Origin of the sequence: Pseudomonas sp. Irchel 3A7 (assembly GCF_900187565.1) — a bacterium.
Classification (GTDB): Bacteria; Pseudomonadota; Gammaproteobacteria; order Pseudomonadales; family Pseudomonadaceae; genus Aquipseudomonas.
Window position 1 is genome coordinate 239,371 of record NZ_FYED01000012.1, and the last position, 13,486, is coordinate 252,856.

At 57.7% G+C, this 13,486-nt stretch carries 14 protein-coding genes; 4 read left to right on the forward strand and 10 right to left on the reverse strand.

The features are described 5' to 3' along the window. Nucleotides 1–102: 102 nt before the first annotated feature. From flgE to CKW21_RS20860, 6 genes are all read right to left on the reverse strand, one after another. Nucleotides 103–1,425, reverse strand: coding sequence for a flagellar hook protein FlgE (gene flgE, locus CKW21_RS20835; protein ID WP_095195799.1), 1,323 nt, complete (start codon nt 1,423–1,425; stop codon nt 103–105). A 31-nt stretch (nt 1,426–1,456) separates the two neighbouring features. Then, on the reverse strand, nt 1,457–2,176 hold the full coding sequence (gene flgD / locus CKW21_RS20840; RefSeq protein WP_095195800.1) for a flagellar hook assembly protein FlgD: 720 nt from the start codon (nt 2,174–2,176) through the stop codon (nt 1,457–1,459). A 15-nt stretch (nt 2,177–2,191) separates the two neighbouring features. Continuing rightward, the gene (gene flgC / locus CKW21_RS20845) at nt 2,192–2,635 is read right to left on the reverse strand and encodes a flagellar basal body rod protein FlgC (protein WP_007937507.1); all 444 of its coding nucleotides are present in this window, start codon (nt 2,633–2,635) and stop codon (nt 2,192–2,194) included. A gap of 3 nt (nt 2,636–2,638) precedes the next feature. Next, nucleotides 2,639–3,046, reverse strand: coding sequence for a flagellar basal body rod protein FlgB (gene flgB / locus CKW21_RS20850; RefSeq protein ID WP_056853151.1), 408 nt, complete (start codon nt 3,044–3,046; stop codon nt 2,639–2,641). Nucleotides 3,047–3,319: 273 nt separating this feature from the next. Next, nucleotides 3,320–4,147: a protein-glutamate O-methyltransferase CheR gene (gene cheR / locus CKW21_RS20855; protein WP_095195801.1), complete on the reverse strand. Its 828-nt coding sequence runs from the start codon at nt 4,145–4,147 to the stop codon at nt 3,320–3,322. Between the two features lie 46 nt (nt 4,148–4,193). Then, nucleotides 4,194–5,126, reverse strand: coding sequence for a chemotaxis protein CheV (locus CKW21_RS20860; RefSeq protein ID WP_015096472.1), 933 nt, complete (start codon nt 5,124–5,126; stop codon nt 4,194–4,196). An 83-nt stretch (nt 5,127–5,209) separates the two neighbouring features. On the opposite strand from CKW21_RS20860, the gene flgA reads away from it, so the two are divergent. The 4 genes from flgA (at nt 5,210) to CKW21_RS20880 (ending at nt 7,831) form a co-directional block, all read left to right on the forward strand. Further along, entirely contained in the window at nt 5,210–5,971 is a 762-nt protein-coding gene (gene flgA, locus CKW21_RS20865) for a flagellar basal body P-ring formation chaperone FlgA (RefSeq protein WP_095195802.1), read from the forward strand. 178 nt (nt 5,972–6,149) lie between these two features. Further along, nucleotides 6,150–6,476, forward strand: a complete 327-nt coding sequence (flgM, locus tag CKW21_RS20870) for a flagellar biosynthesis anti-sigma factor FlgM (protein ID WP_095195803.1) — start codon at nt 6,150–6,152, stop codon at nt 6,474–6,476. Between the two features lie 48 nt (nt 6,477–6,524). Next, nucleotides 6,525–6,992 (forward strand): flagella synthesis protein FlgN, encoded by a 468-nt coding sequence (locus tag CKW21_RS20875; RefSeq protein WP_095195804.1) that lies wholly within the window; start codon nt 6,525–6,527, stop codon nt 6,990–6,992. Between the two features lie 92 nt (nt 6,993–7,084). Continuing rightward, on the forward strand, nt 7,085–7,831 hold the full coding sequence (locus tag CKW21_RS20880) for a flagellar brake protein (protein WP_095195805.1): 747 nt from the start codon (nt 7,085–7,087) through the stop codon (nt 7,829–7,831). A 65-nt stretch (nt 7,832–7,896) separates the two neighbouring features. Here the strand turns inward: CKW21_RS20880 and CKW21_RS20885 are convergent, their stop codons facing one another. From CKW21_RS20885 to CKW21_RS20900, 4 genes are all read right to left on the reverse strand, one after another. After that, nucleotides 7,897–9,246, reverse strand: a complete 1,350-nt coding sequence (locus tag CKW21_RS20885; protein WP_095195806.1) for an MFS transporter — start codon at nt 9,244–9,246, stop codon at nt 7,897–7,899. A 70-nt stretch (nt 9,247–9,316) separates the two neighbouring features. After that, complete coding sequence (locus tag CKW21_RS20890; protein WP_170948699.1) at nt 9,317–10,558, reverse strand: glutamine synthetase family protein; 1,242 nt, start codon at nt 10,556–10,558, stop codon at nt 9,317–9,319. Between the two features lie 214 nt (nt 10,559–10,772). Then, the gene (locus CKW21_RS20895; RefSeq protein WP_095195808.1) at nt 10,773–11,465 is read right to left on the reverse strand and encodes a sensor histidine kinase KdpD; all 693 of its coding nucleotides are present in this window, start codon (nt 11,463–11,465) and stop codon (nt 10,773–10,775) included. Further along, the gene (locus tag CKW21_RS20900) at nt 11,465–13,066 is read right to left on the reverse strand and encodes a response regulator (protein ID WP_095195809.1); all 1,602 of its coding nucleotides are present in this window, start codon (nt 13,064–13,066) and stop codon (nt 11,465–11,467) included. Before CKW21_RS20900 ends, CKW21_RS20895 begins: the two co-directional genes overlap by 1 nt. Nucleotides 13,067–13,486: the final 420 nt, after the last annotated feature.

Genomic DNA, 13,486 nt, shown 5'->3' on the forward strand with positions numbered 1-13,486 from the left:
GAAGGGGCCAGCACAGGCAACCGAAACCTCAGCCCCTGACAAAAATCACAATCATAAAAAAACCCCTCTTTCGAGGGGCTCTTAATGCCGCAGCATCAAACATCAAGTCATCTGAATGATGGTCTGCATGATGGTGCTCTGGGTGGAGATGGTCTTGGCGTTCGCCTGGTAGTTGCTCTGCGCCTTGATCAGCTCGACCAGTTCATTGGTCACGTTGACGTTTGACTCTTCCAGGGAGTTGGAGCGGATCGAACCCAGGGTGCCGGTTTCCGGCGAATCGTAGCCCGGAATACCCGACGCGTAGGTTTCTTTCCAGGCGGTGCCGCCCACTTGCTGCAGACCTTGTTCGTTGGTGAAGCTGGCCAACGCAATCTGACCGATCGGCTTGGTTTGGTAGTTGCTGAAGTTGGCCAGCATCACGCCGTTGCCGTCGATGGTCAGGTTGGAGATCTGACCCGTGGCGTAGCCGTTCTGCGCCGGAATCGAGCGCGCGCTATCGGCGTTGAACTGGGTGGTGTTGGACATGGCGATGGTCACACCCGCCGGGTCGGCGGCGGCGCCATTGGGTGCCCACACACCATTGGTCACTTTACCTGGAGTCCAGTTGGTGATGGCCAGATTCGGGCTGACAATTGGCGCACCCGGTGGATTCGGCGTGCTGACCGATACAAGTTTGCCGCTGGTATCAAACGTCATGGTCGAAGGAACAGGTCGGGTAGCCGCGTTCATCGGGTCGCTGCCGTTCGGGTTGCGACCATCGATCAGGGTGTAGGTATCCCAAGTGTTGGGCCCCGTCTTGACCATGTATTGATCCATGGTGTGTTCGTTACCCTGAGAGTCGAAAATCGGGGTGCTGAACTGCTTGGTGTAGGACGCGGTCTTGCTCGGGTCGAACGGGTTCGCGACGACGTCGATCGCGGGCTCCGTAGACTTGAGGTTGATCGTCGACGACACGGTGGTAGTGGCCTTCGGTGCCAGGTTGGAGGTGTCGATACGCAGGTCGGTCAACACACCATTGATGATCTTGCCATTGGCATCCACGCCGTAACCCTGAACACGCGCCGTGTAGTCGGAGTTGGTGACGTAACCTTCCTTGTCGACCTTGAACGTACCGGCACGGGTGTAGGACAGCGAACCGTTGTTGTTCAGCACGAAGAAGCCAGAGCCATTGATGCCCATGTCCAGCACGTTACCAGTGCCGCTGCTGATATCACCCTGGGTAAATTGCTGGGCAACGTTCGCCAGACGCACACCATTACCGACGGTCCTGCTCCCCGCCCCCAGCTTGGTCGCCGAGTACACGTCTTCGAATTCTGCACGGGACGACTTGAAGCCGACGGTCGCGACGTTGGCGATGTTGTTGCCGGTCACGTCCAATTGCTTGTTGGCGGCATAGAGACCGCTAAGGCCGATGTTGAAAGACATATTCCACTCCTTTGTGCCGGGTTAGTCGGCTCTATATACCAATGGTTTGCACTTTGGACAGGGCGATGCTGCCCAGCCCGGCGAGATTAAGCATCAACTCACCGCCGGTCTGGCTGAGCGTCACGCTAGTGACGGTCGCCGGCAGGTTGGTGATCAGCGCCACGCCCTGACCGTCGATGGTGGTGTTCGCCGCGAAGGTGTACGTACCCGTTGGGGCCACGTTGCCGGCGTCGTCCTTGCCATCCCAGGTGAAGCTGGCATTGCCGGCCTTCTGGTCGGTCAGCTCGATGGTGCGAACGACCTTGCCGTCCTTGTCTGTGATTTTCACGGTGGTCGAGGCAACCGACTGCGGTATCGAAATCGAACCGGTCATGCCCTTCGTGGTATCGACTACGGCCTTGTCGCCCGGTGCGATGACCGAACGGCCCACCAGCGACGAGGCTTGCAATGCCTGGGATGAGCCGAAGGCGCCGGCAATGCCGCTCACGGTATCGTTGAGCGTGGTGATGCCTTCCAGGCTGCTGAACTGCGCCAGTTGCGCCACGAACTCGCCGTTGTCCTGCGGTTCCAGCGGGTTCTGGTTCTTCAGTTGCGTCACCAGCAACTGCAGGAACGCATCCTTGCCCAAGGCTTTTTTGCCGGTGGCACTGCCCGCTGCCGAAGCCAGGCTATCGTCGGTCTTGTTCTTGACCGCGGAGTTGGCCAGGATGTCGTTGAGGCTCAAGCCACTGGTGGTATCGGAAACACTCATCTGAGTCGCCCCTTATCACTGACCGAGGGTCAGGACCTTCTGCATCATGGTTTTGGCGGTGTTCATCATTTCGGCGTTGGTCTGGAACGAACGGCTCGCGGAAATCATGTCGGCCATTTCTTCCACCACGTTGACGTTCGGGTAGTAGACGTATCCCTTGGCATCGGCAGCCGGATGGTTCGGCTCGTAGCGCGCCTCGAGGTTGCTCTGGTCTTCGACCACGCCCAGCACCTGCACGCCTTGACCGGCGGCATCCTGGTTCTGGAACAGTGAATCGCTGCCGCCGCTCTGGCCGCCCTGGAACATGGTGGCGAACACCGGGTGACGCGCACGGTAGGTCTGGTCGATACTCGACGAGACCGTCTCGGCGTTGGCGATGTTCGAAGCGACGGTGTTCAAACGCGTGGTCTGGGCACTCATGCCGCTACCGGCAATGTTGAAAACACTGGATAGAGACATGACTTACTCTCCGCGCAGGGCTGAAACCAGCCCTTTGAATTTACTGTTGAGCAGGGTGAAGCTGGCCTGGAAGTTGACCGAGTTTTCCGCGTAGTTCGACTGCTCCAGCTGAGCGTCCACGGTGTTCTGGTCGATCGAGGGCTGCATCGGCGTGCGGTACATCAGCGACTCGTCGCCATTGCCCAGGCCTTCGGCTTCGATATGACGGCTGTTGGTCATGTTCAAGGCGAACGTGCCGTTCTTGGCTTTATCGTTCTGCGCCTCAAGCACTTTCGAGAACTCCAGATCCCGAGCCTTGTAGTTCGGGGTATCGGCGTTGGCAATGTTATTGGCCAGGACTTCGGCACGCTGGGCGCGGAAGCCCAGAGCCTTTTCGTGAATGCCGAGCGCTTTATCGAAGCTGATGCTCATGTCGGGAAACCTTCGGGTGACCTGATTTTTCGTACGTTAGATATAGCAAGCGTCATGCCAATTCAAAAAAGCCCGTAAACCGGGGCTTTGCGGGCAGTGGCAATGCGGCAATGCCAGAAAAGCGGCAACCGGTTTCCGCTGGATGCCGCTTTTCTGCCGCTTTACTCGACCGAGAGAACACCGCATCCCCTGTGGTAGCGGTGGAGCCGACTTCATCAGGCAAACAAAAACGGGAGCCCCTGAGGACTCCCGTTTTTTGATACCACCAACCGATCACTTCGCCTGGTAAATAATCCCCGGACTGCACTGGACCATCTGGTAATGATCCGGCAATCCGTTCAGGGCTTCGGAAGCACCCAGGAACAGATAGCCACCCGGCTTCAACGTACTGTGAATGCGCAACAGGATGTCCTTCTTCACTTCGGCAGAGAAGTAGATCAACACGTTGCGGCAGAACACGATGTCGAACTTGCCGAGGCTCGCGTAGCTATCCAGCAGGTTGAAGGAGCGGAATTCCACCCGGCTCTTGATCGGCGCCTTGATGGCCCAGCGTCCCGGCCCTTTCGGGTCGAAATAACGCTGCAGCCGCTCGGGCGACAGTCCGCGACCGATAGCCAGGCTGTCGTATTCGCCGGTCTTGCAGTTGGTCAGCATGGTGCCGGACAGATCGGTGGCCACGATCTGCACTCCCATCTTCAATTGCCCGACATTGGTCCGCTCGAACTCGTCGATGGACATCGACAGCGAGTACGGTTCCTGACCCGACGAGCACGCCGCCGACCAGATCCGCAGGCGCTGGCCGGGACTGGCCTTGATCGCTTCAGGCAGTACCTTGTTCTTCAAGACTTCAAACGGATAGGTGTCACGAAACCACAAGGTTTCGTTGGTCGTCATCGCGTCCACCACCATCTCGCGCAACCCGCTGCGCGGCTGGGTCTGGATGCGTTGGACCAACTCACCCAGAGACTTGATGCCTTGCTGCTCCATCAGTTTGTTGAGACGGCTCGAGACCAGATACTGCTTGTTTTCACCGAGCAAAATGCCACAGGCTTTTTCCAGGAATACCCGGAACTGTTCGAAATCCAAATTACCCGTAGACAATGCTGCCGCCTCTTAAATCGTGTTGACTGCCAGGGGCCGGACGCCCCTAGCTGATGTCTGCTGCTTTGATCCGGTCGACTACCCGGGATGCCAGGTCATCAGGACGGAATTTGGCCAGGAAGTCATCGGCACCGACTTTCTTGACCATCGCCTGATTGAACACGCCCGACAACGAAGTATGCAGGATGATATGAAGCTTTTGCATGCGAGGGTCGTTGCGGATCTCGGCCGTCAGCGTGTACCCGTCCATCTCCGGCATTTCGATGTCGGAGATCATCATCAGGAACTCTTCTTCCGGCTTCTTGCCCTCGTCGACCAGTTTGCGCAGGTAATCCAGCGCTTGCCGGCCGTCGTTCAACGCCACCACTTCGACACCGACCGTTTGCAGGCAGCGCGTAACCTGCTTGCGCGCCACCGACGAATCATCGACCGTCAGCACACGCAACGAGAGCGCCTTGTGCTGGGTTTCGACATCGACCACGCCGACGGAAATCGCTTCCGGCGTCGGCGCCACTTCCGCCAGCACCTTTTCGACGTCGATGATTTCAACCAACTGATTGTCGACCCGCGTCACCGCCGTCAGGTAGTGATCGCGACCGGTGCCCTTGGGTGGCGGATGAATCTCCTCCCAGTTCATGTTGACGATGCGTTCCACCGAGCGCACCAGGAATCCCTGGGTCTTGGTGTTGTACTCCGTGATGATCACGAAGGGATTGTTCTTGTCCTTCAAAGCACCGGAGCCGGTCGCCATTGCCAGATCAAGGATCGGAATGGTCGCCCCCCGGATATTCGCCACGCCGCACACGACAGGACTGGACTTGGGCATCAGCGTCAGCTGGGGGCATTGCAACACCTCCCGAACCTTGAACACGTTGATCCCATACAGCTGCTGGCCGTCGAGACGGAACAACAACAGCTCAAGGCGATTCTGCCCCACCAGTTGCGTGCGCTGGTTCACCGAATCCATTACACCAGCCATGCCCAGACTCCTACACCAACGCTAAGTGTTGTTGCGACGCACATTCATCTCTAAACGGCACGGCGCTTGCTTTTTATCTTTGTATGAACACAGAACCGACATTTTTCCGACGCCCTACCATACCCCACCGCAAACTCCTCGGTGCGTTGGCGGCTTTGTGCCTGTTCAACGTTGGCAGCCCTGCCCTTGCTGACGCGGTTACCTTGCCTGACATGCTTATCGGCGTCACCCAGGGCTTTCTTGAATTCACCGTAGAAGACTATCTGGCCACCAGTCAAACGGAAGGTCGCTACGAAATCCAGGTCAACCAGCTCGATCCGCGTATGCGCATGCCGATGTGCGACAAGGAATTGACAGCCTCACTGGAGAGTCCGGCCAAGCCGCTGGGCCGGGTCACGGTCAAGGTTCGCTGCGAAGGAACATCCCCCTGGACGGTCTTCGTACCCGCTCAAGTACGGCTGTTTCGCGACGTCGTGACCACCTCGCGACCACTGCGGCGCGCCGGCATTGTCGAGCCTGAAGATGTGATCCTGCGCGAGCGGGATATCAGTGTGATCAACCAGGGCTACCTGACCTCCGTGGACCAGGCGATCGGACAACGACTTACCCGACCAATGGTCACCGATCAGGTCATTACCCTGGTCCATCTCGAACAGGCGGAAGTCATCCGCAAGGGCGATCAGGTGGTGATCACCGCCCGTAGCGGTACGCTCAGCGTGCGAATGCCCGGCGAAGCGCTGTCCAATGGCGGCATGAGCGAACAGATTCGAGTGAAAAACCTCAATTCCCAGCGAGTCATCAAGGCGCAAGTCATCGCGCCGGGCCAGGTGGAGGTTTCCATGTAGGCGGCCATGCAGAGCTCTGTGTTATGTGAAGATGTGGCGCTGGCCATGCCTGTTCCCTAAACTGTGCCCCATGAAGGGCAAGCGCTGACGCGCGCAAGCTCATTGATAAATGGGCCTAAAGTTTTTCAGGGAATGGCCGAAAACATGGCAAGCGTCCAAATTCCCAGAGGTTTTTATCATGGTCATCGATTTCAGCCGTTTGAACAGTTCCTCGTCATTGACGGGCAGTACACGTACCAGCGCCGCCAAGGAAACCGCCGAAACCGGTAAATCCGCACCGCTGACTACCCAGGCCGAACAGGCCGGTACCGCTACAGTCGGGGAATCGGTACATCTCAGCAATGAGGCTCAACAGTTGCAGAAGATCACTGATACGCTGCGCGATCAGCCTGTCGTCGACAAAGCCCGCGTGGCCGAGTTGAAAGCAGCGATTGCCGATGGCAGCTATAAAGTCGACAGCAACCGTGTAGCCAGCAAACTGCTCAATTTCGAAGCCCAGCGCTAGGCCTCGGCCGGCGCCAGGCTTTTGGACGCTTAAAACCCAAGGCCAGCCATGCACGACACGAATCTACTGCAACTGATCACCGACGATTTTGCTCCAGCGCAACAATTGCTGGAGTTACTGCGTACCGAGTCCCTCGCCTTGCATGGTCGCGACATGTACCTGCTCGAAGATATTCTGGCGCAGAAGCAAGCCTTGATCATTTTGCTTGAACAGCATGGCCGCAAGCGCAGCGAAATCCTCGCCAGTCTCAACCTGCCAACCAACCGCAGCGGTCTGGAGCAACTGGCCAGCCAGTCGAGCGTGGGTGAAGCGCTGCTGGCACAAAGCGATGTGCTGACCGACCTTTTGACTCAATGCCAGGCTGCCAATGCCAACAACGGCCAGTCGATTCTGGTGCAGCAGGCCGCCACGGCCACTCAGTTGAAAATCCTCACCGGCGGCGAACCTCCAGCGCTCTATGACGCCAGCGGAACATTTTCCAAGCTTGTGAAACCGCGCCCGCTCAGTCAGGCTTGAGCCCGTCGATGAGCACGCTCTATCAAGACGCGAAACATGCTGGCAAAATGCTGGCTAGCCGTAGTCAAAATTTGTCTGGAGATTGATTAACCGTGTCCAATGCCTTAAATGCGGACGATGCTCCGCAGCCACCCAAGGTGCTCAGCACGCCTCTGGAAATCTCCGGCAACCTTCGCCAACTGCAAGAAAGCCATGACCCGCTGATCATCACGTTCCATGAGCGCACCCAGCGCTTCCAGAGCTACCTGGTGGACATTGATCGCGACAGCAACATGATTGCCCTGGACGAAATGATCCCCCGTGACGGCGAACGCTTCCTGCTGGCCGGCGAGCCGTTCAAGGTTGAAGGCTTCCATGACGGCGTGCGCATTGCGTGGGAAAGCAATGGTCCACTGACCATCGATGAATCCGGTGGCAGTCGTTGCTACCGTGGCACGCTGCCCGACGAAGTGGTCTACCACCAGCGCCGCAATGCGTTCCGTGCGGCATTGAAGCTGGCTCAACTGGTCGACGTCGACCTGGATGGCGAGAAACTCAAGGCGCCGATCAGCGGCAAGTTGCTGGACATCTCGGCCACCGGTTGCAAATTGCGCTTCGCCGGCGATATCACTGGCAGCCTGCAGCTGGGCCAGGTCTATGATCGCTTCATGGCCGCCCTGCCCTTCGGCAAGATGACCGCGCCAGTCGAACTGCGCTACCTGCACTTCGAGGAAAAGATCTCCACCACTTTCGCCGGTGTACGCTTCCACAACATGAGCGGGCTGGTGCAGCGGCAGGTCGAGCGGTTCGTCTACCAGCTGCAACGCGAAGCGCGGCGCTTCGACAAAGACGACCTCTGATATAACGCGCCAACAAAAACGGGCAGCCCCCTTGCGGTGACTGCCCGTTTTTTTATGCTTGAGTGTTACGGCCTGGCTTCAGTGAAACTTTGCTCCCGACCCGAATCCGGTTCTTCTGGAGGCGTATCGGTCTGCGGCTCCGGCTCGGCAGGCGGACTCTGCATCTGATCCTGAACCACCTGCTCATCGACCCGCGGATCAAGGCAAGCCACCAGGGGTGAACTCGACATACTGTCCGGCATGGCCACGTGGTGCAGCGGCGCGTCGTCCACCTGATGCAGATTGGTGACGGCTTTCGGGCGAATTCGCCACACCAGCACCAAGGCGAAGAAACTGAAGAAGGCATACAGCATCTGGCTGCCGAACAGCTTCATCAGCACCCCGGCCGCCAGCGGCCCGATGCTCGCCCCAACGCCATAAGTGACCAGCAGCATGGCCGTCAGAGACACCCGACGGTCGGCTTCGACATGGTCATTGGAAAATGCGACTGCCAGCGGATACAAGCAGAACTTCACCAGCGAACAGAGGAAGCCGGCAATAAACAGCACCTCCAGTGGCACCTGCTTCATGACCGCCAAAGGCAATGCGGCAAGTGCCAGAACAAAAGCAAAAGAGCGGATCAGCAGCGCCCGATCATAACGATCGGACAGCCAGCCCAACGGCCACTGCACCACCAGGCCAGCAAAAATGCAGCTGCCCATGAACAGACCGACCTGCTCCGTGGACAACCCCTGCTGCGATGCATACAAGGGCGCCAGACCGTAAAACGAACCGATGATCAGCCCCGCTCCCAGGACCGTACTCAACGACTGAGGCACCCGCGTGATAAAAAATCGCGGCTCCATGGGCGCCGGGTGAAGCGGTGCCGGGTGAATCCGCCGCGTCAGCGCCACCGGTACCAGGCACAGGGCAAAGCACAGGGCGACCAGCATCAACAGCTCAAGACCCAGGCCCGGGTGCATGACCAGAATCAGTTGCCCCAACACCAGCCCCAGGTACGAGGCGATCATATAACCACTGAATACCGTGCCGCGCTGCGAGGCTTCGGCCTGCTCGTTAAGCCAGCTCTCGATGACCATGTACTGGCACATCATACCCAGGCCGACGATGACCCGTAGAAATATCCAGGCCGGCAACCAGTCCACCAAACCGTGCCCGAGCACCGCTGCGCCAACGATACCGGCACACGCCGAGTAAGCGCGAATGTGCCCGACACGGGCAATCAAACGGTGGCCAATCTTGCCGCCCAGTACCAGGCCGAAGTAGTTGGCAGCCATCAACGCACCCACCCACAGGCTGTCGACGTTATCGGCCGCCAGGCGAAGGCCCAGGTAAGTACTCAGCAAGCCGGAGCCGATCAACATCATCAGCGAGGCGAAATAAAGCGCTCGAAAGGGTTTCCAGATTTGGCGCATCGGCGTTCCGAGCGGCTCCTTGCGGTGAGAAATCGGACTACCGAAAAGATAGTCCGAGATGGATGGTGCGTCAGGCCTGGGCTGCTAGAACACGCCGTTCCCAGGGAGTGATTTCATCATAGAAGCTCGTCAACTCCATGGTCTTCGAAGCAATGTAGCCTTCGATGAACTCCTTGCCGAACAGTTCCTTCGCCAATTGGCTACGTTTCAGACGCTCAAGGGCAGCATGCAAGGTACAGGGTAATGAAAGATTGTCCGGCACCTCAAATTCACCCTGGATAGGTTCGCTTGGTTCCAGTTTGTGCTCAATGCCGTACAAACCCGCGGCCAGGCTGGCGGCAATCGCCAGATACGGGTTGGCATCGGCGCCCGGCAAGCGGTTCTCGACCCGACGAGCGACCGGCGAACTGGCTGGAATACGCAAACCAGCAGCGCGGTTGTCATGGGACCAGCAGGCATTATTCGGCGATGCGAAGGGATGACACAAGCGCTGATAGGAATTCACGTTCGGTGCAAACAGTGCGGTGAAATCCGCCATGCAGGTCTGCTGACCGGCGATGAAATGACGGAAGGTCGCAGTCGGCTGGCCAGCCTCGTCACTGAACACGTTACGTCCTGTGTCGACCTCGACGATGCTTTGATGAATATGCATCGAACTGCCCGGCGTATGTGCCAATGGCTTGGCCATGCAGACGACCGTGAGGCCGTGCTTGAGTGCGACTTCCTTGAGCAAATGCTTGAACAGGAACGTCTGGTCAGCCAGCAGCAATGGATCGCCGTGCAGCAGGTTGATCTCGAACTGGCTGACACCCATTTCGTGCATGAAGGTATCGCGAGGCAAGCCCAAGGCGGCCATGCACTCATAGACCTCGGAAAAAAACGGCCGCAAGCCGTTATTGGAACTGACGCTGAACGCCGAATGGCCGTCTTCGCGCCGACCATCCAGACCAATAGGGGGCTGGAAGGGATGGGTTGGATCAATATTGGGCGCGAAGACAAAAAACTCCAGCTCCGTGGCCACCACCGGATCGAGACCAAGGGCGTTGTATCGCGTGATGACCGCCTTGAGTTGGCCGCGAGTCGACAGGTTGGAGCTTGCGCCGGTCAGCTCGTGCGCATCGCAAATGGCGAGTGCTCGTGGTTGCTTGCTCCAGGGCAAGCGATGGATTTGCGCAGGGTCTGGAACCAGTGCAAGGTCGCCGTCATCGCTGCCGTAAAAACGTGCTGGCGGATATCCGCCCATGATGCATTGCAGCAGCACACCCCGCGCCATCTGCAAACGCCGACCCTCCAGAAAACCCTCGGCGGTCATCACTTTGCCCCGCGGCACACCATTCAAATCGGGCGTGACACACTCAATTTCATCGATGCCCGTCAATCGCTGCGCGAGTGAATTCAGGCTAACGGTTGTCATGACGCAATCCTTGTTATTGTGCGAGCCGCGAACGGCGACCCGTACAAAATAGGCTCCGCGTGTTCGGAATATCAAGCAGCGTCATACAAAAAGCTTTATGCCTGAGAAATGATCAGGGCAGATAGAGGCTGAAGACGCCACCGCCTAACGGACCGCCGTTGCTGATTTCGGTGCGTCCGCCGACACCATTGCGCTGATGCAATGCTGCAATCCGCCCGGCAAAGTACAGGCCCAGGCCAGTGCTGCCACTGCTGTGATTGATGCCTTGCACGTAGTCCGCCTGACGCTCGATCATTTCGGCGGGGTAACCGTCGCCATCGTCATTGATGGTCAGCACCAGTTGCCCGGCCTCGTCGCTGACGCTGATCAGCACCGCATGACGGGCATATCGAATGGCATTGTTGATGCTGTTTGCCAGAACCGAAGCGATCAGCTCTCGATCGAAGAAACCCAACGGGCTCAAAGGATCGACTTCAAAGGTCGCGGCAATACCGCGACTGGCAAATACATCCTGATGACAGGCCAGTTGTGCTTCGATGAAATCATCGAGCTCGTGGTAAGCCGGTTGCAGGGGCATCTGATTGACACCGAGCTTATACAGGCCCAGCAGCTGCACGAGCATGCCGTTGAGGTGAGCGAATTCGAACTCGATCACGCCCTGCTCCGGCGTTTTCCGTGCCGGATCGGGCAGGTTCGCCAACCATTGACTGTGGGCCTGCATGAGCATGGCCAACGAGTTCTTCATATCGTGTACGGTTGAAGCGATCACCGTAGAAAAATCCAGGGTCTGCTGGTTGTCGTCCATTAGCCAAACGCCTTGCTTTTCAGTTTCTGATAGCGCGGATAACGCGCATCGGTATCCGGCATCAAACCGACCATTTTCAGGCAGGTTCGACACTCTTCGAGTTCAGCCGACGGCACGCTGGTATCGGTGCCATGCAACAGTGCCTGTGCCATGTTCAGCGCGATACTGATGTTCTTGGGTTGCAGCGCCAAGGCCTTGCGGAATACCTCCCGAGCCTCAACCAGGTTGCCGGTCTTGTACACGCGCACGCCCTGTCGATTGAGATCTGCAGCCGCATTGCCGGAGTTGAGGATGCTCGGATCATCCGTGAGCTTGGCGATATCCTTCATGACTGCCGGATCGTCGCCATAGATTTCCGCACAGTTCTTCAGCATCGACGTGCCGGCCTCTGCCTGACCGAGCATCTGCAACTGCTTGGCCACCAATAGCGCTGCTTCGGCACTCATGAACTGCTCCATGCCATCGAGGCGCATCAACGCTTGCTCAGTGAGCTTTTCAGCGGTCTCGGCATCGTTGAGCAACAGACTGGTGGCTTTCATCAATCGCGCGCGGATTTGCAGGCCGGGGTCGGTCGGGTTCTCCTTGGCCACCGCGCTCAACGTTGTATTGATTTCCAGCCGAGTACGGGTATCCAGGCCTCTTTCACTCCCTTTGCTGATCAAGGCATGGGCCAGTCCAAGGTTACTTTCAGCATCCTTGAAACGTGATTGGGCGCCTTGGCTGACAGCCTGGCGGTAGGCTTTGGAAGCCGTGTCGAAATCCTCATTGGTCATCGCCAATTTACCCAGCTGCGCCTGGCGACGCACCGCCAATGGCGACAAGCGAATCGCCTCTTCCAACACTTTCTGAGCCGACTTGGTATCCCCTTCGGCGACCAAGACATCCGCCATGCCGTCATAGAGCGCCGGCATCATCGGGAATACTTTCAGCGCTTTTTCGTAGATGCCTTTGGCTTGTGCAACCTGACCACGCTTGAACAACAACTTGCCCAGCCCGGCAAAGGCCCACGGCAACGGTCGGTCAGCAATGATGCTGTCATAAAGGCGTTCCAGCGCCTCATTCTGATTCAGGTCGCGCAGAGCGTCGGCGCGGTAGCGCAGGCACAGCGGCGAGTAACGGATATCTTGCTTGCACAGGGCAATGCAGGCGTTGAGCACTTCTACCGGTTTACCCCGGTCGAGGGCTTGCAGGATTGGCTTGAGCAACGTCTTGCGCTGCTCCAGGCGCTCTAGCCGCTGGGCCAGTCCGGAACGGTTGAAGGGCTTGGTCAGATAAGCGTCAGGCTCGTGCTCCAGCGCGCTGAGCACCATGGCCTGGCTGGTTTCGGCGGTGACCATGACAAATACACTTTCATGGCTGATCAGCTTCTCGATCATCAGATCTTCGAGCACCTGCTGACCGTTCTTCTTTCCATCGCCCAAATGGAAATCCTGCAAGATGAAATCGTAGGACTTCTGCGAACACATTTTCAGCGCCTGCTCGCCCGTGTCGGCGGTATCCACATCCTTGACGCCCAGCTCCCGCAGCATCGACCGGACCGAACTGCGGAAGTCCGAAAAATCATCGACGATCAGAAAACTCTTTTGGTGATACGACAGCATCGAAGATTTCCAGGCAATTGAAGAAGAAGTACCGACGGGCAAACACATGAACAAGATCAGCTTCACCTGACCTTGCGGCGCGCAGATGATAGCTAGTAGCCATAGGCTATCAAGCGATTTCTCTTGGACTGCAGTAACGATTTAAGGCTGCCAGAAATGAAGATCGCTGTGACCCTTAGGTTATCGGCCAGTGGTGGTGTTCTCTTGAAGCGACAAGGATGCAATCGCGCGCGATAAGTCGGGGATGGGGGCGGCGGAATCAGTATTTTTATCAGGCCCACTTTCCTGCGGACAAAACAAAACCCCTACCTGCATACGCAGATAGGGGTTTCGGAATTTAATCTTGACGATGACCTACTCTCACATGGGGAAACCCCACACTACCATCGGCGATGCATCGTTTCACTTCTGAGTTCGGGA